We start from the raw sequence: 17,318 nt of genomic DNA, 5'->3' as shown, positions 1-17,318 counted from the left end.
CTGCCTCAATCAGCTCCCGCTGAACGAATTATACCCCTGGTCTTCCCAGTAACCGCCCTTGTAGTCGTTGGTGACTTCCATCGAGACCACGTATTTCGGGTTCTTGAAGCCGAGCTTTGTCGGCACGCGGATCTTCATCGGGAAGCCGTAGGCGCGCGGCAAAATCTCGTTGGCATATTTGAACGTCATCTGGGTCTGCGGATGCAGCGCGCTGCGCATGTCGAGCGGCGAATTGTAGCCGTCCTTGTCGGCGCACTGGAACCAGACATATTTGGCGCGCGTGTCGGCGCCGATCAGCTTGAGGAAATCGCGGAGCGGCGTGCCGGTCCAGCTGCCGATCGCGCTCCAGCCCTCGACGCAGATGTGACGCGTGATCTGCGTGACCTGCGGCAACTTGTAGAGCTCGTCCAGCGTCCAGGACTTCTTGTTGTCGACGAGGCCGCGCACTTCGAGCTTCCAGTCGGCGGCCGAAACCTCGGGCGCGTCGTCGAGATCGTAATAGGCGTTGAATGGAAACGGCTTCGTGATCGCGCTCTCGGGGAAGGTCGGCGCCAGCGCGTCGGGATTGAAGATGAAGGCCTGCACGGCGTCGTTGAACTTCGAGACCTGCGCCAGCAGCGTATCGGCCGAGGACGAGTCCACGACGTCGCAGCCGGTCAGCAGCGTCAGCGCGCCGAGGCTGGCGCCGCCCGCGATGAAGCGGCGACGGGTAAAATCCGGCATCGTCTTGATGGCGTCCTTGATGAGCAACCGCTTGTCGACGCCGGGGATCAGGAATGAACGCTTGGCCATCGCTATTCTCCCTTATCGCCCGATGATCATCGCGCGCAGGCTCTTCGGCACCAGCAGCGCGAGCAGGACGTGAATGACGAGGAAGGCGCAGATCGCGGCCATGCAGAAGAAGTGCACGTAGCGCGCGGTCGGATAGTCGCCGAACAGCATCACGAGATAATAGAGCTGCACCGGCTTCCACATTCCAAGGCCGGAGAGCACGATCAGCACGCCGACGACGATGATGCCGGCATAGAGCAGGCGCTGCACGTAATTGTAGACGGTGAGATCGTCATGGCCGAGCTTGAAGGTCAGCGCCGCCCTGACGTCGTGGAGCACGCCGGACGGGGTGATCGGCAGCAGCTTCTTGCGGAAGCGGCCGGTGGCGAAGCCGGTGACGAGATAGGCAAGGCCGTTGATCATCAACAGCCACATCGCCGCAAAATGCCAGAGCAGGCCGCCGCCGAGCCAACCACCAAGCGTGTACTCGCGCGGAAAACTGAAACCGAACAGCGGCGAGGCGTTGTAGATCTGCCAGCCCGACAGGATCATCAGGATCATGGCAAGAGCGTTGATCCAATGCATGAGGCGGACCCAGGCCGGCTGGATCACTTTGGCCGGGCTGGACCGGACCTGCTCGTCGGTGACTGTAAGGCTCGCCATGGTGGTTCCGTCCTGAACGTCGTGTGACACCGAATATACGCCGATGCGTCCGCTTTCGTTACGCCTGCGCACGACATCGAGTCGATGCCGGCAGGCTATGCTGGTCACAAAAATGCGAGCCGGGTGCCCCCGGCTCGCCGTCTCAAAGCACCCTGTCGGGGATGAAACAGGACGCCGCGGTGTTACGTCGCCGGCATCAGCACGGTGTCGACCACATGGATCACGCCGTTCGACTGGTTGACGTTGGAAATCGTCACCATCGAGGTGCCGCCCTTGGCGTCGACGATCCAGGTCTTGCCGTCCATCTTCTTCACCGTCAGCTCCTCGCCTTCGGCGGTCTTCAGCTTCTTGCCGTCGGTGAGGTCGGAGGCTTCGAGCTTGCCGGGCACGACATGGTAGGTGAGGATCTTGGTCAGCGTCGCCTTGTTCTCGGGCTTGACCAGATTGTCGACGGTGCCGGCCGGCAGCTTGCCGAAGGCCGCGTTGGTCGGCGCGAACACCGTGAACGGACCCTTGCTTTCCAGCGTCGGCACGAGACCGGCCGCCTTCACCGCCGCCACCAGCGTGGTGTGGTCCTTGGAGTTGACCGCGTTCTGGACGATGTTCTTGGACGGGAACATTGCGGCGCCGCCGACCATGACGGTCTTCTCCTCGGCGCGAGCGGGCGCGACGACGGTCGCGGTGATGGCGAGGGCGCTGAAGGCGGCGGCAGCGAGATAGGCAATACGCTTCGACATGGAGGGTCTCCCGATTGAATTGAGACCGGCAATGGCCGGTGCTTGAGTTGGGGCAACAACGGCGGCTGCGACAGTTTGGCGTGAAGCAGCAGCGCGTCGTTGGACCGAACTACGGGAGGGTTGGCGAAGTGGTTTCGAGGAAAAATTCTTTGTGATGCGTGAAACTATGTGGGGGCGTGTCCGTGTGATGCGCGAACGCGCCACACATCTCAGGAGCCGTAGGGTGGGCAAAGGCGCGCATGCGCCGTGCCCACCATCTCTCGCTCGATTGCGATAGGCATGGTGGGCACGCTTCGCTTTGCCCACCCTACAAGACTCAATCCCTGTTGTTCGGCGTCTGGATGAACCCGCGATTATGCGTCGGGCTGATCAGGAGCTCGTTGATGCAGACTCGCGCCGGCATCGATGCGATGAAGGCGATGGTGCGGCCGAGGTCTTCGGATTGCAGCATCCTGGCCTGCTCCTCCTCGCTCGGCACCACCGGGCGCAGCTTCAGGATCGGGGTCGCGACCTCACCCGGCATCAGGCAACAGGCGCGCAGGCCGTTGACGCATTCGTCCATGTTGAAGGAATGGGTCAGCGCCAGCACCGCGTGCTTGGTCGTGGTGTAGGCAGGGCCCGGCATCTTCGAAACGTGCCGGCCGGCCCAGGACGAGACGTTGATGATCGAGCCGTCCTTTTGCTTGCGCATCGTCGGCAGCACCGCGCGCATGCAATAGAGCACGCCGTTGAGGTTGACCTGGACCAGCTTGTCCCAGCCCTCCAGTTCCATGTCCTTCCAGCTTCGCTTCGGGACATTGATGCCGGCATTGTTGACCAGGAGATCGATACGGCCGTGCCTGGCGACGATCTGATCGGCCGCCTTCTGGGCCTCGGCCGCGTTGGACACGTCCAGTGCAATGGCCTCGGCCGCCCCGCCCGCCCCGGTGATCTTGGCAACTACGGTATCCAGGGCGTCCTTGCGGCGGCCCGAGACCACCACCGTCCAGCCGTCGGCAGCTAAAGCCTCGGCGCCGGCTTCCCCGATGCCGCTGCCGCCGCCCGTGACCCAGGCCACGCGTTTCCCATTTCTTGTCATGCAAACTGTCTCCGTTGCTTCATCGGGGCGGTTTTTGCTAATCCAGCCCTCGGTTTTGACCGACCTTGTCTTACAAGCCTTGCGGTCGAGGAAATCTTGCATGAACCGAGCTGCCAACGCCAACCTGTTTTCCCGCCTGTTCGACGGCCTGGACGATCCCAAACGCCTCGCGATCGAGACGCATGACGGCGCCCGTATCAGCTATGGCGATCTGATCGCGCGGGCCGGGCAAATGGCGAACGTGCTGGTCGCGCGCGGCGTGAAGCCGGGCGACCGCGTCGCGGTGCAGGTCGAGAAATCGGTCGCGAACATCGTGCTTTATCTCGCCACCGTGCGGGCCGGCGCGGTCTACCTGCCGCTCAACACGGCCTATACGCTGAACGAGCTCGATTACTTCATCGGCGACGCCGAGCCGTCGCTGGTGGTCTGCGATCCCTCCAAGGCCGAGGGCCTCGCCCCGATCGCCGCGAAGGTGAAGGCCGGGGTCGAGACGCTCGGGCCCGACGGCAAGGGCTCGCTGACGGAGGCCGCCGACAAGGCGAGCAGCGCGTTTACGACGGTGCCGCGCGAAAACGACGATCTCGCCGCGATCCTCTACACGTCGGGCACCACCGGCCGCTCCAAGGGGGCGATGCTCACCCACGACAATCTCGCGTCGAACTCGCTCTCGCTCGTCGGCTACTGGCGCTTCACCGACAAGGACGTGCTGATCCACGCGCTGCCGATCTACCATACGCACGGCCTGTTCGTGGCGACCAACGTGACGCTGTTTTCGCGGGCGTCGATGATCTTCCTGCCGAAGCTCGACCCTGACCTGATCATCAAGCTGATGGCGCGCGCCACCGTGCTGATGGGCGTGCCGACCTTCTACACCCGCCTCCTGCAAAATGCCGCGCTGTCGCGCGAGACCACCAGGCACATGCGGCTGTTCATTTCGGGCTCGGCGCCGCTGCTCGCCGAAACCCATCGCGAATGGTCGGCGCGCACCGGACATGCCGTGCTCGAGCGTTACGGCATGACCGAGACCAACATGAACACGTCGAACCCCTATGACGGCGAGCGCGTGCCCGGCGCGGTCGGCTTCCCGCTGCCCGGCGTCTCCCTGCGCGTGACCGACCCCGAGACCGGCAAGGAGCTGCCGCGCGAGGACATCGGCATGATCGAGGTCAAGGGCCCGAACGTGTTCAAGGGCTACTGGCGCATGCCGGAGAAGACCAAGGCGGAATTCCGGTCCGACGGCTTCTTCATCACCGGCGACCTCGGCAAGATCGACGGCAAGGGCTACGTCCACATCCTCGGCCGCGGCAAGGATCTCGTGATCTCCGGCGGCTTCAACGTCTATCCGAAGGAAATCGAGAGCGAGATCGACGCGATGCCCGGCGTGGTCGAGTCCGCCGTGATCGGCGTGCCGCATGCCGATTTCGGCGAGGGTGTCACCGCCGTGCTGGTCTGCAACAAGGGTGCCGAGGTCAGCGAAGCCTCGGTCCTGAAAGCGCTCGACGGCCGGCTCGCCAAATTCAAGATGCCCAAGCGCGTCTTCGTCGTCGACGAGCTGCCGCGCAACACCATGGGCAAGGTGCAGAAGAACGTGCTGCGGGATACCTACAAGGATATCTACGCGAAGAAGTAGGGAAAGACCGCACCGCACTCTCGCTGTCGTCCTGGCGAAAGCCAGGACCCATTACCCCAGGGAGAAGTTGCGGCACGAAGCTGGCAACCACGAGTCTTCGCCAAACCACTCCTTGGGGTAATGGGTCCCGGATCGGCGCTCGCTGCGCGAGCTTGTCCAAGACGACGCTGGAGTTCGCATAGCGCGCTCTCTCAACAACGTCATTGCGAGCGCAGCGAACCAATCCAGACTGCCGCCGCGGAGAGATTCTGGATTGCTTCGCTGCGCTCGCAATGACGGAGCTCGTGGCGTCTACTGCCCGCCCACCAAGCTCATCACAAACCGGCTGCCGACGATGAACAGGTAACACCCGAACGCTGTCTCCAGCGTGCGCTTCGACATCGCATGCGCGGCTCTCACGCCGAGCGGCGCGGTGACGAGGCTCATCGGCATTACCAGCACGGCACCGATCAGCGAGACATAGCCGAGCGCGAACGGGACTTGCAGCGCTGCGACGGCCGGATAGCTCGCCGCCGCCGGCCAGCCGGCATAGATGTAGCCGAGTGCGCCGGGGATCGAGATCAGCACCGCGAGCGCCGACGACGTCGCGACCGCCTGATGGATCGGCCGGCCGTAGAAGGTCATCAGCAGGTTCGAGAACAAGCCGCCGCCAATGCCCATCAGCGTCGACAGGATACCGACGCAGAAGCCGTAGATCCGCATCACCGGACCTTTCGGCAGATCGTCGCCGAGCTTCCAGGTTTCGCGCGCGAAGATCAGCCGCACGGCGGCCGACCAGGCGACGCAGACGAACACGATCTTGAACAGCCGCTCCGGCGCGTAGCGCGCGACTACGCTGCCGGCGACGACGCCGATCACGATCGGCAGCCACCAGACGCGCAGGATCGCCATGTCGACGGCGCCGCGCTTGTAATGCGCCTGGAACGAGCGGATCGAGGTCGGGATGATCACCGCAAGCGAGGTGCCGACGCAGAGCGGCATGCGCACCTCGAGCGGCACGCCGGCGATGCGGAAGCATTCGTAGAACACCGGCACGAGAATCGCGCCGCCGCCGATCCCGAACACACCGGCCAGAAATCCCGAGAGCGCACCCGTTGCGATCAGCAGCAACGCGAGCTCCACGATCTCCTTGATATCAAGTCCCGCCATCAGCACGTCCAAAGCCTGTTCTCAACGATAGGGATAGACCCTTTCGCATTGCGCTACTATCGGCGAAGCTGAATAGACTATCTTGCTGAAAACGGAAGGATGGCCATGGACCAGCTCGCGGCGATGGCGACCTTTGTCCGGGCTGTCGACAGCGGCAGCCTGTCCGCGGCGGCGCGGTCGTTGCCGAGCTCGCTGACGGCAGTGAGCCGACAGATTTCGGCGCTCGAACAGCATTTCGGCACGCGCCTGCTGGTGCGTACGACGCGGCAGCTGGCGCTCACGGACGACGGCCGCATGCTCTACGAGCGCGCCAAGTCGATCCTCGGCGAGGTCAAGGAGATCGAGGAGGCGCTGGCGGGAAGCCGCCGCGAGCCGTCGGGGCGCCTGCGCGTGAGTGCGCCGACATTGATGGGGCGCCTGCTGATCGCACCGCTGCTGGGCGACTTTCTGCGCGCCTGTCCCTCGCTGTCAGTCGATCTGCTGCTGGTCGATCGCAACGTCAACCTGATCGAGGAGGACGTCCATCTGGCGCTTCGCGTCGGGCGCGTTCCCGATTCCCAGCTCGTGACGCGGAAACTCGCGGAGGTGCAGATGATCCATTGCGCCTCGCCTGGCTACCTCGCGCGCCGCGGCGAACCGCAGAGCCCGTCCGATCTGCCGCGGCATGATTGCCTGGTGTTCTCCGATGCGCCGGGTGCAGCGACCTGGCGATTCGGCCGCGACGCGAAGGGCGGATCGCGAATCAGGATAGCGGGACGGCTCTGGGTCAACAGTCTCGACGCGCTCGCCAGCGCCGCGGAGAACGGCGCCGGCATCGTCCGCGTGCCGTCATGGCAGGTGGAAAGGCAACTTGCCGAGGGGCGCCTGCGTCGTCTGTTGCGTGAGCATGAACCTGCTCCGGCTCCGCTCCACGCGCTCTATCAGCCGTCGCGCCTGGGGTCGGCGAAGATTCGTGCATTCATCGATTTCCTGGTCGAGCGATGGCGCGGCAGCGATCCCCTCGGACGCTGATTCCTGCGGCGGGGTGGGATGCAGGCCGCGCATATCCACCCGTCAGACGAGAAATCGGTGCGCGCGGCGGAAATCGAAATTGCCTCGCCGGCGATTCGTGCCGACGTGGGCGTCATGAACTGACTGGTTCGAACTCTGGCTGGCCCGCGGCGGCTTAGAGCCGTTCCAATAGTAATTTCAATGTGCCTCGGCCGTCGCCACAAAAGATGAATATATATTCTATTCTTTGTCGGCACACCATTGCTCTGGTATACCAAGCCCCTGATTGGCCTTGTTTCATCAACGCTGTAGCGCTGAACCACGGTTCGATTTATGGCGATTTGGTGATTGCGCAGGCCAAATCGACTCCGTAAATAGAGCCGACCTTTCGCGATCCCCGCGCGCCCCCTGCTGGGCCGCTACACAACATCAAAGCCCATGACCGCACGGATCGAACGACCGCTTTCACCACACATGCAAGTCTACCGCTGGACGTTGACGATGGCGCTGTCCATCGTCCATCGCGCCACCGGAATCGCCCTCTATGCCGGAACCCTGCTGCTGGCCTGGTGGCTGATCGCGGCGGCCTCCGGCCCCGCCGCCTATTCCCACGTCCAGGCCTTCACCGGCAGCATCATCGGCCGGCTGATCGTGTTCGGCTACACCTGGGCGCTGATGCACCATATGCTGAGCGGCATCCGGCACTTCGTCTGGGACCTCGGCTACGGCTTCAAGGCCAATGAGCGCGAAGCGCTGACCTGGGGCGCGCTGATCGGCGGCATCGTGCTGACGGTGCTGATCTGGATCGTCGCCTACGCGATCGGAGGTGGACGATGAGCGCAACCGATACGCCGAAGCGCAGCATGCGCACCCCGCTCGGCCGCGTCCGCAATCTCGGCGCGGCGCATTCGGGCACGTCGGACTTCTGGCGCCAGCGCATCACCGGCGTCGCGATGGTGCTGATGATGATCCCGGTGATCGTGATCATCGTGATGCTGTTCGGCCGCAACCAGGCCTTCGTAGCGCAGACCATCGGCTCGCTGCCGATCGCCATCATCATGCTGCTCTTCATCCTCGCCAGCGCCTGGCACATGAAGATCGGCATGCAGGTGGTGATCGAGGACTACGTCCATAACGAGAAGCTGAAGCTCACGGCGATCATGCTCAACAACTTCTTCTCGATCGCCGTGGCACTCGCCTCGACCTACGCGATCCTGAAACTTTCATCCGGAGTGTAACCCATGGCCAACGAGACGAATGGCAAGGGCAACGGCGCTCCCGCCACCAACGGAAAAGCCTATCCCATCGAAGACCACACCTATGACGTCGTCGTGGTCGGCGCCGGCGGCGCGGGACTGCGCGCCGTGGTCGGCTGCAGCGAGGCGGGCCTGCGTACGGCCTGCATCACAAAGGTGTTTCCGACCCGCTCGCACACGGTCGCGGCGCAAGGCGGCATCTCCGCCTCGCTCGGCAACATGCACAAGGACGACTGGCGCTGGCACATGTACGACACCGTGAAGGGGTCGGACTGGCTGGGCGACCAGGACGCGATCGAATACATGGTGCGCAACGCGCCCGACGCGGTCTACGAGCTCGAACATTGGGGCGTGCCGTTCTCGCGCACCGAGGACGGCAAGATCTACCAGCGCCCGTTCGGCGGCATGACGTTGGACTTCGGCAAGGGTCAGGCGCAGCGCACCTGCGCCGCCGCGGACCGCACCGGCCATGCCATGCTACACACGATGTACGGCCAGTCGCTGCGTCACGCGGCCGAATTCTTCATCGAGTTCTTCGCCATCGACCTGATCATGGACGACCAGGGCACCTGCCGCGGCGTCATCGCGCTCAAGCTCGATGACGGCACGCTGCATCGCTTCCGCGCCCAGACCGTGATTCTCGCGACCGGCGGCTACGGCCGCGCCTATGCCTCCTGCACCTCGGCGCACACCTGCACCGGCGACGGCGGCGGCATGGTGCTGCGCGCCGGCCTGCCGATGCAGGACATGGAGTTTGTGCAGTTCCATCCGACCGGCATCTACGGCTCGGGCTGTCTCGTCACCGAAGGCGCGCGCGGCGAAGGCGGCTATCTCGTCAACTCCGAGGGCGAGCGCTTCATGGAGCGCTATGCGCCGTCGGCCAAGGACCTCGCATCGCGCGACGTCGTCTCGCGCGCAATGACCATCGAGATCCGTGAAGGGCGCGGCGTCGGCAAGAAGAAGGACCACATCTTCCTTCATCTCGACCATCTCGATCCCGCGGTGCTGGCCGAGCGCCTGCCGGGCATCTCCGAATCCGCGAAGATCTTCGCCAATGTCGACGTGACGCGCGAGCCGATCCCGATCGTGCCGACCGTGCACTACAACATGGGCGGCATCCCGACGAACTATCACGGCGAAGTGCTGACCAAGAAGGACGGCGACGACAACGCCGTCATCCCCGGCCTGATGGCGATCGGCGAAGCGGCCTGCGTCTCCGTGCACGGCGCCAACCGTCTCGGCTCCAACTCGCTGATCGACCTCGTGGTGTTCGGCCGCGCCGCCGCGCTGCGGCTGGCCGAGAAGCTCACGCCCAACGCCAAGCAGCCCGAGCTGCCGGCGAACTCCGCCGAGCTCGCGCTCGGCCGCCTCGATCATTACCGCTACGCCTCCGGCGGCACGCCGACCGCAAAGCTGCGCGAAGGCATGCAGCACGTGATGCAGAGCAACTGCGCCGTGTTCCGCACCGGCGAAGTCCTGAGCGAAGGCCAGAACCTGATCGAGAAGGTCCACAGCGGCATCACCGACATCGCCGTGTCCGACCGCTCGCTGGTGTGGAATTCGGACCTCGTCGAGACGCTGGAGTTCGACAATCTGATCGCGCAGGCGGTGGTGACGATGAACTCGGCCGCCAACCGCACCGAGAGCCGCGGCGCCCACGCCCGCGAGGATTTTTCCGAGCGCGACGACAAGAACTGGATGAAGCACACGCTGGCCTGGCTGGACGATGCCGGCAAGGTCAAGATCGAGTATCGCCCGGTTCACGACTACACCATGACCAACGACGTGCAGTACATCCCGCCCAAGGCGCGCGTGTACTGATCGAACAGCAGCCGTCATTCCGGGGCGATGCGCAGCATCGACCCCGGAATCTCGAGATTCCGGGTCTGGTCCTTCGGACCATCCCGGAATGACGAAAGGTTAGAGCAATGGTTGAATTCGCACTTCCGAAGAACTCCAAGATCACCGGCGGCAAGACCTGGCCGAAGCCCGCGGGCGCGACTGACGTTCGCGAATTCCGCGTCTATCGCTGGAATCCGGACGACGGCAAGAATCCGAGCGTCGACACCTACTACGTCGACACCAATGATTGCGGTCCGATGGTGCTGGACGGCCTGATCTGGATCAAGAACAACATCGACCCGTCGCTGACCTTCCGCCGCTCCTGCCGCGAAGGCGTCTGCGGCTCCTGCGCCATGAACATCGACGGCCAGAACACGCTGGCCTGCACCCGCTCGATGCACGACGTGAAGGACGGCGCGGTGAAGATCAATCCGCTGCCGCACCAGCCGGTCGTGAAGGACCTGGTTCCCGACCTCACCAATTTCTACGCGCAGTATGCCTCCGTCGAGCCGTGGCTGAAGACGACCTCGCCGACGCCGCAGAAGGAATGGCGCCAGAGCCACGAGGACCGCGAGAAGCTCGACGGCCTCTACGAGTGCATCCTCTGCGCCTGCTGCTCGACCTCATGCCCGAGCTATTGGTGGAACAGCGACCGCTATCTCGGCCCCGCCGCGCTGCTCCAGGCCAACCGCTGGGTCTCCGATTCGCGGGACGAGGCGACCGGCGAGCGGCTCGACAATCTCGAGGACCCGTTCCGGCTCTACCGCTGCCACACCATCATGAACTGCGCCAAGGCCTGCCCGAAGGGCCTCAACCCGGCGGAAGCCATCGCCGAGCTCAAGCTCAAGATGGTCGAGCGGCAGATCTAGACCTGATCCATGCTTCGATCCCCGGCCGAGATGGCCGGGGCCTGCTACGGCCAGCGTCAATTTGAGTAGATTTTTCCGCCAACCCGCGCCGCGGGCGATTATCTGGAATTGCAACCACCGGTTCCGGTCATAAGCGGCTTCCTTCCCAGCGGGAAATTCAGTTAAGCTCGGGTCCAGGGACCGGAGCGACTGTGCAGGGTGCGCAACGCAATTCGCTGAAGCTGTTGCAGTGGATGATGGCGGCATCCCTGGCATTGCCGATTGCCCTGTTCGCGATCGCCGCCACGATCTCCTACACATCGACCAAAGATATCGCCGACCGCGAGATCGAGCGCACCCTCGACGTCGCGCATGAGCACGCGCTCAAGGTGTTCGAGACCATCGACCGCAGCCTTGCCGAGCTCAACGAGGTCGTGCGCGGCCTCCCCGACGACCTCATCCGCGCGCGCGAACCGGCGCTGCACCGCCGCCTGAAGCGGCTGGCCGATTCGCTGCCGCAGCTCAAATCGGCCTGGATCTTCGATGCGAACGGAAAGGCGCTGGTCAACAGCCTCGCCTCGCCGCCGCCGGAGCTGAGCTTCGCGGACCGCGACTACTTCTACGCCCATGTCGACCAGGCCATCGGCACGTTCATCGGCATGCCCCTGACGCCGCGTCCGCCCTATCAGGGTGCGCGCTTCTTCGGGATGAGCCGCCGCCGCGACTCCGACGACGGCAGCTTCATCGGCGTGATCCAGGCCTCCGTCCTGCCGGAATATTTCGAGAGCTTCTACGCCAGGATCGGCTCCGATCCCGGCAGCTTCTTCGCGATGGGTCGCGCCGACGGCGTGGTGCTGGCGCATTTTCCGCGGCTCGACCGCGACCTCCGGCTCGATCCAGGCGGGCCGGTCGGCCGCCAGATCGCCGCGCGCCCCGCGCACGGGCTCATGACCATCGCCTGGCCGTCAGACGGGATCGAGCGCCGGCTCGGCTACAGGCGCATCGCCGAGTATCCGATCTATGTCAGCGCGGGGCTCGAGACCTCGGCGATCCGCGCGCGCTGGCTCGCCACAATGGGCCAGCATCTGGTGTTCGGCGTTCCCGCGACCGCACTGCTGTTCCTGCTGCTCGCGTTCGCCTTCCGGCGCACCCAGCATCTCCAGACCGAAGCCGCAAAGCGGCGCGAGGCCGAGGAGGCGCTCAAGCACAGCCAGCGCCTGGAGGCGCTGGGCCAGCTCACCGGCGGCGTCGCACACGACTTCAACAATCTGCTGACCGTGATCCGCGCCTCCGTCGACCTCTTGAACCGGCCGCAACTGACGGAGGAGCGGCGGCAGCGCTACATGACCGCGATCGCGGATGCGGTCGCGCGCGCCGCCAGGCTGACGTCGCAGCTCCTCGCCTTCGCGCGGCGCCAGACCCTGAAACCGGAGGTGTTCGACGTCGGCGAGCGGATGCAGTCGCTGCACGACATGCTCGCTACCCTGCTGGGACCCGCGATCGAGATCGCGACACAGCTGCCGGCCGAGCCGTGCCTCGTCAATGCCGATGCCAGCCAGTTCGAGACGGCGCTGATCAACATGGCGACCAATGCGCGCGATGCCATGCAGGGCAAGGGCCGGATCAGCTTCAAGGTCGAGGTGGCGACGACCGTTCCGGACACGCTGGCGCATCTTCCGGGCGGTCATATCCCTGACAGCAATGGCTTCGTCTGCGTCGTCGTCAGCGATACCGGAATCGGCATTCCGGCCGCGCGCCTCGGGCGCATCTTCGAGCCGTTCTTCACCACCAAGCAGGTCGGCCACGGCACGGGTCTTGGCCTTTCCCAGGTGTTTGGCTTTGCCCGGCAATCCGGCGGCGAGGTGACGGTCACGAGCGAAGTCGGCCAGGGCAGCACCTTCTCGCTCTATTTGCCGCGCGTGCCGGCGGACCTGCTGCCGCAGCAGCAGGCGCCCAACACGGCGCCGGCGCAGCCGGGCAGCGGCATGTCGGTGCTGGTGGTCGAGGACAATATCGAGCTCGCCAATTTCGCCGCCGATGGGCTGACCGAGCTCGGCTACAGCATCACCCTGGTCGACAACGCCGCCGACGCGCTCGCCGAGCTGGTCGTGGACACGGATCGTTTCGACGTCGTGTTCTCGGATGTGGTCATGCCCGGCATGACCGGGCTCGAACTGGCGCGGGCGATCCGCGATCGCGGCATCGGCGCACCGGTCGTGCTGACCACCGGCTACAGCGAGGCGCTGGCGCAGGACGGCAGCGACGGTTTCGAACTCGTGCAAAAGCCCTATTCGATCGAGGAGCTGTCGCAGATCCTCCACAGAGCCGCGCGGCTGCGGCGGGTACGCGGTGGCGCGGCCGAATAGCCCGGCCTCGGAACCGCAGGGAACCGACTGATTTCCCTTGCGTTGTCCGGCCATGCAAAAACCGGCCGGGAAGCGCGAACAGGGCAAGAAGCCGCCCATCATCGAAATCGAGGGCGAGACTGGCGAGGACGTGGCTCCGCCCCCGCCCGAGGAGCTCGAACCCGATCCCGAGCTGTCACCTGAGGAGGCCGAGCAGGCGCGCAAGGATTATCTGCTGACCCGCTTCTGGATCAGCGCGCGCGGCTTCTGGGGCCGCAACGGCGATCGCCTCGCCTGGCCGTTCTCGATCGGCCTCGGCATGCTGATCGTCCTCACCGTCGCCTTCCAGTACGGCATCAATGTCTGGAATCGCGCGATCTTCGACGCCATCGAGAAGCGCGATGCGACCAGCGTGTTTCATCTCACCGCGGTGTTCGTGCCGCTCGCGATCGGCAGCATCGTGCTCGGCGTGGCCCAGGTGTTCGCGCGGATGGGCATCCAGCGGCGCTGGCGCGCCTGGCTCACGGCGAGCGTGCTGACGCGGTGGCTCGCCAACGGGCGTTACTACCAGCTCAACCTCGTCGGCGGCGACCACAAGAATCCCGAATACCGGATCGCGGAGGATCTGCGCATCGCGACCGATTCGCCGGTCGATTTCCTCGCCGGCGTCACCTCGGCACTGCTGTCGGCGGTGACCTTCATCGTCGTGCTCTGGACCATCGGCGGCGCGCTCACGATCGCGCTGGGTGGATCGACCATCACCATTCCCGGCTTCCTCGTGATCGCCGCGATCCTCTACGCCGCGATCGCATCGAGCTCGATCGTGGTGATCGGCCGCCGCTTCGTGCAGATCTCCGAAGACAAGAACCAGGCCGAGGCCGATTTCCGCTACACCCTGACGCGGGTGCGCGAGAACGGCGAGAGCATCGCGCTGCTCGGCGGCGAGGAGGAGGAGCGCGGCGGCATCGACCGCAATTTCACCAACGTGCTGCGGCAATGGGCGCGGCTCGCCGGCCAGCACATGCGCACCACGCTGGTGTCACAGGGATCGAACCTCGTTGCACCGGTGGTGCCTCTGCTGCTCTGCGCACCCAAATTCCTCGACGGCAGCATGACGCTCGGACAGGTGATGCAGGCGGCCTCCGCCTTCACCATCGTGCAGGGCGCGTTCGGCTGGCTGGTCGACAATTATCCGCGGCTGGCCGACTGGAACGCCTGCGCGCGCCGCATCGCCTCGCTGATGATGTCGCTGGACGGCCTCGAGCGCGCCGAGCAGGGCGACGGCATCGGCCGCATCAAGCGCGGCGAGACCAGCAACGAGGCGATGCTGGAGCTGAACGACCTCTCGGTCACGCTCGACGACGGCACCGCCGTGGTCGGCGAGACCGAGGTGGTGATCGAGCCCGGCGAGCGCCTGCTGGTCGCCGGCGAATCCGGCACCGGCAAGAGCACGCTGGTGCGCGCCATTGCGGGGCTGTGGCCGTGGGGCGGCGGCAGCGTCAATTTCCATCCCGACCGGCGGCTGTTCATGCTGCCGCAGCGGCCTTACGTGCCCTCCGGATCCCTGCGCCGCGCGGTCGCCTATCCCGGGGCCGAAGACGACTGGACCGTCGACGAAATCGGAGAAGCCCTGCACAAGGTCGGCCTCGACCATCTCAAGGAGAAGATCGAGGAGGAAGGACCGTGGGATCAGACGCTGTCCGGCGGCGAGAAGCAGCGCCTCGCCTTCGCTCGGCTCCTGCTGCACAACCCCGACATCGTCGTCCTTGACGAGGCGACCTCGGCGCTCGACGAGAAGAGTCAGGACAAGATGATGAAGATGGTCACCGACGCGCTGCCGAAGGCGACCATCGTCAGCGTCGCGCACCGCGTCGAGCTGGAGGCCTTCCACAGCCGCAAGATCGTGCTGGAGCGGCGCAAGGGCGGCGCCAAGCTCGTCAGCGACATCGACCTGATCCCACGCAAGGGCCGGCGCAGGCTGCTCGGCCGCTTCCTCCGCCCGCGCAAGCCAGCGCCGACAAGGGCGGCGTGAAGCACTTCTCTCTCCCTCGTCGTCCCGGACAAGCGCAGCGAAGCGGAGCGCCGATCCGGGACCCATACCCACAGGGAGAGACTTGGCGAAGACTCGGAGTGGGAGTTTGGCGTCACGACTCCTCCCTGGGGTTACGGGTCCCGGGCTCGCTTCGCGCCCCGGGACGACACCGGTGATCGAGCGTTGGAGTCCCCGGCAAAACCGGCTATGCATGCGCCGCTTGCAACGAGGACCACCTGCTTGACGACCGACAACGCCCCTTCGTCCGCGCCGTTCGGCACGTTTGCGCCGAATGCGGCGCAGGCCGCGATCATTCGCCTCGCGACGCAATCGGGGCTGAAGCGCGGCGCGTTCCGGCCCTGGCTGTCGCGGCTGGTCAATCTGCTGCGCGGCGGTCCGGTCGACGTGCAGTATCAGGGCGCCTCGTTCCGCTTCTACCACCAGGGCAGCGCGACCGAGCGCGGCGCGCTGTTCAACCCCGACTACAATCTCGACGAGCTCGACTTCCTGCGCCAGCATACCCCGGCGGGCGGCGTGTTCGTGGACGTCGGCGCCAATGTCGGCACGTTTGCCCTGGTGATGGCGCGGCAGGTCGGGCCCGCAGGCAAGGTGATCGCGATCGAGCCGCATCCGCTGACCTTCGGACGTCTCTCCTTCAACCACGCCGCCTCGAAAGCGACGCAGGTCCGCCTGGTGCAGGCCGCAGCAGGCGACAGCGACGGCGAGCTGATGATCGAGAGCGGCGGCGGCAATCTCGGTGCCACCCACGTCGTCACCGGCACGGCCAGCGCCGATGCGATCAAGGTCCCGTCGCTGCGCTTGATGCGCATTCTCGACGAGGCCGGCGTCACGCAGGTCGACGCGCTCAAGATCGACGTCGAAGGCTTCGAGGACCGCGTGCTGACCGGCTTCTTCCGCGACGCGCCGCAAGCGCTGTGGCCACGCGCGGTGGTGATCGAGCATCTGTCACAAAAGGAATGGCAGCAGGATTGTATTGCCGACATGGTCGCGCGCGGCTTTGCGATCGCACGCAAGACACGAAGCAATACGTTCCTGTCACGCTGACAGGGGCGAACAACGGAGGTTGCGATGATCGACCATTTGGGTTTCTCCGTCTCCGACTATGAGCGCGCGAAAGCGTTCTATGCCAAGGCGCTGGCGCCGCTCGGCTACAGCCTCATCATGGAGGTCACGGCGGAGCAGACCGGCCACGATCCGGCCGCCGGCTTCGGTGCCGACGGCAAGCCGGATTTCTGGATTGGCGGCGAAGGCGCCATGAACAAGCCGGTGCATGTCGCGATCGCGGCAAAGGACCGCGCCACGGTCGACGCCTTCTACAAGGCGGCAATCGCGGCCGGTGGTCGCGACAACGGACCGCCCGGCATCCGTCCGCACTATCATCCGAACTATTACGGCGCCTTCGTGCGGGACCCCGACGGCCATAACATCGAAGCCGTCTGTCACGCGCCCGAATAGGCGCGCCCCGCGACGACGCGGCAAGGAACATCGGCGCGGCATCGCCGTTGTTGTCCTCTGGACAACCGAACTCGATGATGCCGATGCCGATCGAACCGCCCGAGATTCCACCGGCAACACCGGGGACTCCCACCGAGCCGCCGCCTGGAATTCCGCCGGGCAATCCTCAGCCCGAAATCACGCCGCCGGTGCACGAGCCCGGCGAATCACCGCGGCCCGACGAATTGCCGGGCCGCATGCCTGAAGAGATTCCAACGCGCGGGCCGAACGGGCCGCTCACTCCCGGTCCTGCGACGGACGCAACTCCGCGGCGGGATCACATATGAGGCGAACCATCGCATGTGAGGCGATTGCAACCCACGCCTGAATGCGCAATGAACGTCGGCATAATGAGGTGATTTGCGTGCAGAAATAAATCGGGCCGCGCCCGCTTTGCTCGCCACAATGCGGCCTAACGCGTAGCTGTTCATCCCACCACTTCGTCAAAGAACCTTCCGGGGA

General features: G+C 65.2%; 16 protein-coding genes. 11 read left to right on the top strand and 5 right to left on the bottom strand.

The window, feature by feature from the left end; all coding sequences use genetic code 11:
* Positions 1-9: 9 nt before the first annotated feature.
* The 4 genes from ACVWW6_RS07890 to ACVWW6_RS07875 all read right to left on the bottom strand — a co-directional run bounded on the left by ACVWW6_RS07890 (position 10) and on the right by ACVWW6_RS07875 (position 3,249).
* The gene (locus tag ACVWW6_RS07890; RefSeq protein WP_028174907.1) at positions 10-792 is read right to left on the bottom strand and encodes a molybdopterin-binding protein; all 783 of its coding nucleotides are present in this window, start codon (positions 790-792) and stop codon (positions 10-12) included.
* 12 nt (positions 793-804) lie between these two features.
* Positions 805-1,434: a cytochrome b/b6 domain-containing protein gene (locus ACVWW6_RS07885; protein ID WP_028174908.1), complete on the bottom strand. Its 630-nt coding sequence runs from the start codon at positions 1,432-1,434 to the stop codon at positions 805-807.
* 182 nt (positions 1,435-1,616) lie between these two features.
* The gene (locus ACVWW6_RS07880; RefSeq protein WP_011083338.1) at positions 1,617-2,171 is read right to left on the bottom strand and encodes a fasciclin domain-containing protein; all 555 of its coding nucleotides are present in this window, start codon (positions 2,169-2,171) and stop codon (positions 1,617-1,619) included.
* Between the two features lie 316 nt (positions 2,172-2,487).
* The gene (locus ACVWW6_RS07875; RefSeq protein ID WP_456680475.1) at positions 2,488-3,249 is read right to left on the bottom strand and encodes an SDR family oxidoreductase; all 762 of its coding nucleotides are present in this window, start codon (positions 3,247-3,249) and stop codon (positions 2,488-2,490) included.
* 100 nt (positions 3,250-3,349) lie between these two features.
* On the opposite strand from ACVWW6_RS07875, the gene ACVWW6_RS07870 reads away from it, so the two are divergent.
* Positions 3,350-4,879 (top strand): malonate--CoA ligase, encoded by a 1,530-nt coding sequence (locus ACVWW6_RS07870; RefSeq protein ID WP_456680474.1) that lies wholly within the window; start codon positions 3,350-3,352, stop codon positions 4,877-4,879.
* A gap of 291 nt (positions 4,880-5,170) precedes the next feature.
* Here the strand turns inward: ACVWW6_RS07870 and ACVWW6_RS07865 are convergent, their stop codons facing one another.
* Positions 5,171-6,031: a sulfite exporter TauE/SafE family protein gene (locus tag ACVWW6_RS07865; RefSeq protein WP_456683131.1), complete on the bottom strand. Its 861-nt coding sequence runs from the start codon at positions 6,029-6,031 to the stop codon at positions 5,171-5,173.
* Positions 6,032-6,133: 102 nt separating this feature from the next.
* On the opposite strand from ACVWW6_RS07865, the gene ACVWW6_RS07860 reads away from it, so the two are divergent.
* The 10 genes from ACVWW6_RS07860 to ACVWW6_RS07815 all read left to right on the top strand — a co-directional run bounded on the left by ACVWW6_RS07860 (position 6,134) and on the right by ACVWW6_RS07815 (position 17,143).
* A complete protein-coding gene (locus ACVWW6_RS07860) occupies positions 6,134-7,039 on the top strand; it encodes a LysR family transcriptional regulator (RefSeq protein ID WP_161532743.1) in 906 nt (301 codons plus the stop codon).
* Between the two features lie 417 nt (positions 7,040-7,456).
* Positions 7,457-7,855: a succinate dehydrogenase, cytochrome b556 subunit gene (gene sdhC, locus ACVWW6_RS07855; protein WP_011083343.1), complete on the top strand. Its 399-nt coding sequence runs from the start codon at positions 7,457-7,459 to the stop codon at positions 7,853-7,855.
* Positions 7,852-8,256 (top strand): succinate dehydrogenase, hydrophobic membrane anchor protein, encoded by a 405-nt coding sequence (gene sdhD / locus ACVWW6_RS07850; RefSeq protein ID WP_404524911.1) that lies wholly within the window; start codon positions 7,852-7,854, stop codon positions 8,254-8,256. Before sdhC ends, sdhD begins: the two co-directional genes overlap by 4 nt.
* A 3-nt stretch (positions 8,257-8,259) precedes the next feature.
* Positions 8,260-10,095, top strand: coding sequence for a succinate dehydrogenase flavoprotein subunit (gene sdhA / locus ACVWW6_RS07845; RefSeq protein ID WP_011083345.1), 1,836 nt, complete (start codon positions 8,260-8,262; stop codon positions 10,093-10,095).
* A 107-nt stretch (positions 10,096-10,202) separates the two neighbouring features.
* Complete coding sequence (locus ACVWW6_RS07840) at positions 10,203-10,985, top strand: succinate dehydrogenase iron-sulfur subunit (RefSeq protein ID WP_011083346.1); 783 nt, start codon at positions 10,203-10,205, stop codon at positions 10,983-10,985.
* A gap of 191 nt (positions 10,986-11,176) precedes the next feature.
* A complete protein-coding gene (locus ACVWW6_RS07835) occupies positions 11,177-13,330 on the top strand; it encodes a hybrid sensor histidine kinase/response regulator (protein ID WP_304549667.1) in 2,154 nt (717 codons plus the stop codon).
* A 52-nt stretch (positions 13,331-13,382) separates the two neighbouring features.
* A complete protein-coding gene (locus ACVWW6_RS07830) occupies positions 13,383-15,341 on the top strand; it encodes an ABC transporter ATP-binding protein/permease (protein ID WP_028174915.1) in 1,959 nt (652 codons plus the stop codon).
* 240 nt (positions 15,342-15,581) lie between these two features.
* On the top strand, positions 15,582-16,406 hold the full coding sequence (locus ACVWW6_RS07825; RefSeq protein WP_038965090.1) for an FkbM family methyltransferase: 825 nt from the start codon (positions 15,582-15,584) through the stop codon (positions 16,404-16,406).
* A gap of 24 nt (positions 16,407-16,430) precedes the next feature.
* Entirely contained in the window at positions 16,431-16,817 is a 387-nt protein-coding gene (locus tag ACVWW6_RS07820; RefSeq protein WP_011083350.1) for a VOC family protein, read from the top strand.
* 83 nt (positions 16,818-16,900) lie between these two features.
* On the top strand, positions 16,901-17,143 hold the full coding sequence (locus ACVWW6_RS07815) for a hypothetical protein (RefSeq protein ID WP_162494189.1): 243 nt from the start codon (positions 16,901-16,903) through the stop codon (positions 17,141-17,143).
* Positions 17,144-17,318 lie beyond the last annotated feature (175 nt).

It is taken from the genome of Bradyrhizobium sp. USDA 3311 (genome assembly GCF_054062495.1).
This window is presented reverse-complemented; position numbering and strand designations above follow the sequence as displayed.

Coding starts and splice junctions, on each gene's coding strand:
- ACVWW6_RS07860 (WP_161532743.1), top strand. CDS start 6,134: ATGGACCAGCTCGCGGCGATGGCGACCTTTGTCCGGGCTGTCGACAGC.
- sdhD (WP_404524911.1), top strand. CDS start 7,852: ATGAGCGCAACCGATACGCCGAAGCGCAGCATGCGCACCCCGCTCGGC.
- ACVWW6_RS07830 (WP_028174915.1), top strand. CDS start 13,383: ATGCAAAAACCGGCCGGGAAGCGCGAACAGGGCAAGAAGCCGCCCATC.
- ACVWW6_RS07815 (WP_162494189.1), top strand. CDS start 16,901: ATGCCGATCGAACCGCCCGAGATTCCACCGGCAACACCGGGGACTCCC.
- ACVWW6_RS07840 (WP_011083346.1), top strand. CDS start 10,203: ATGGTTGAATTCGCACTTCCGAAGAACTCCAAGATCACCGGCGGCAAG.
- ACVWW6_RS07870 (WP_456680474.1), top strand. CDS start 3,350: ATGAACCGAGCTGCCAACGCCAACCTGTTTTCCCGCCTGTTCGACGGC.
- ACVWW6_RS07875 (WP_456680475.1), bottom strand. CDS start 3,249: ATGACAAGAAATGGGAAACGCGTGGCCTGGGTCACGGGCGGCGGCAGC.
- ACVWW6_RS07885 (WP_028174908.1), bottom strand. CDS start 1,434: ATGGCGAGCCTTACAGTCACCGACGAGCAGGTCCGGTCCAGCCCGGCC.
- ACVWW6_RS07820 (WP_011083350.1), top strand. CDS start 16,431: ATGATCGACCATTTGGGTTTCTCCGTCTCCGACTATGAGCGCGCGAAA.
- ACVWW6_RS07880 (WP_011083338.1), bottom strand. CDS start 2,171: ATGTCGAAGCGTATTGCCTATCTCGCTGCCGCCGCCTTCAGCGCCCTC.
- ACVWW6_RS07890 (WP_028174907.1), bottom strand. CDS start 792: ATGGCCAAGCGTTCATTCCTGATCCCCGGCGTCGACAAGCGGTTGCTC.
- sdhA (WP_011083345.1), top strand. CDS start 8,260: ATGGCCAACGAGACGAATGGCAAGGGCAACGGCGCTCCCGCCACCAAC.
- sdhC (WP_011083343.1), top strand. CDS start 7,457: ATGACCGCACGGATCGAACGACCGCTTTCACCACACATGCAAGTCTAC.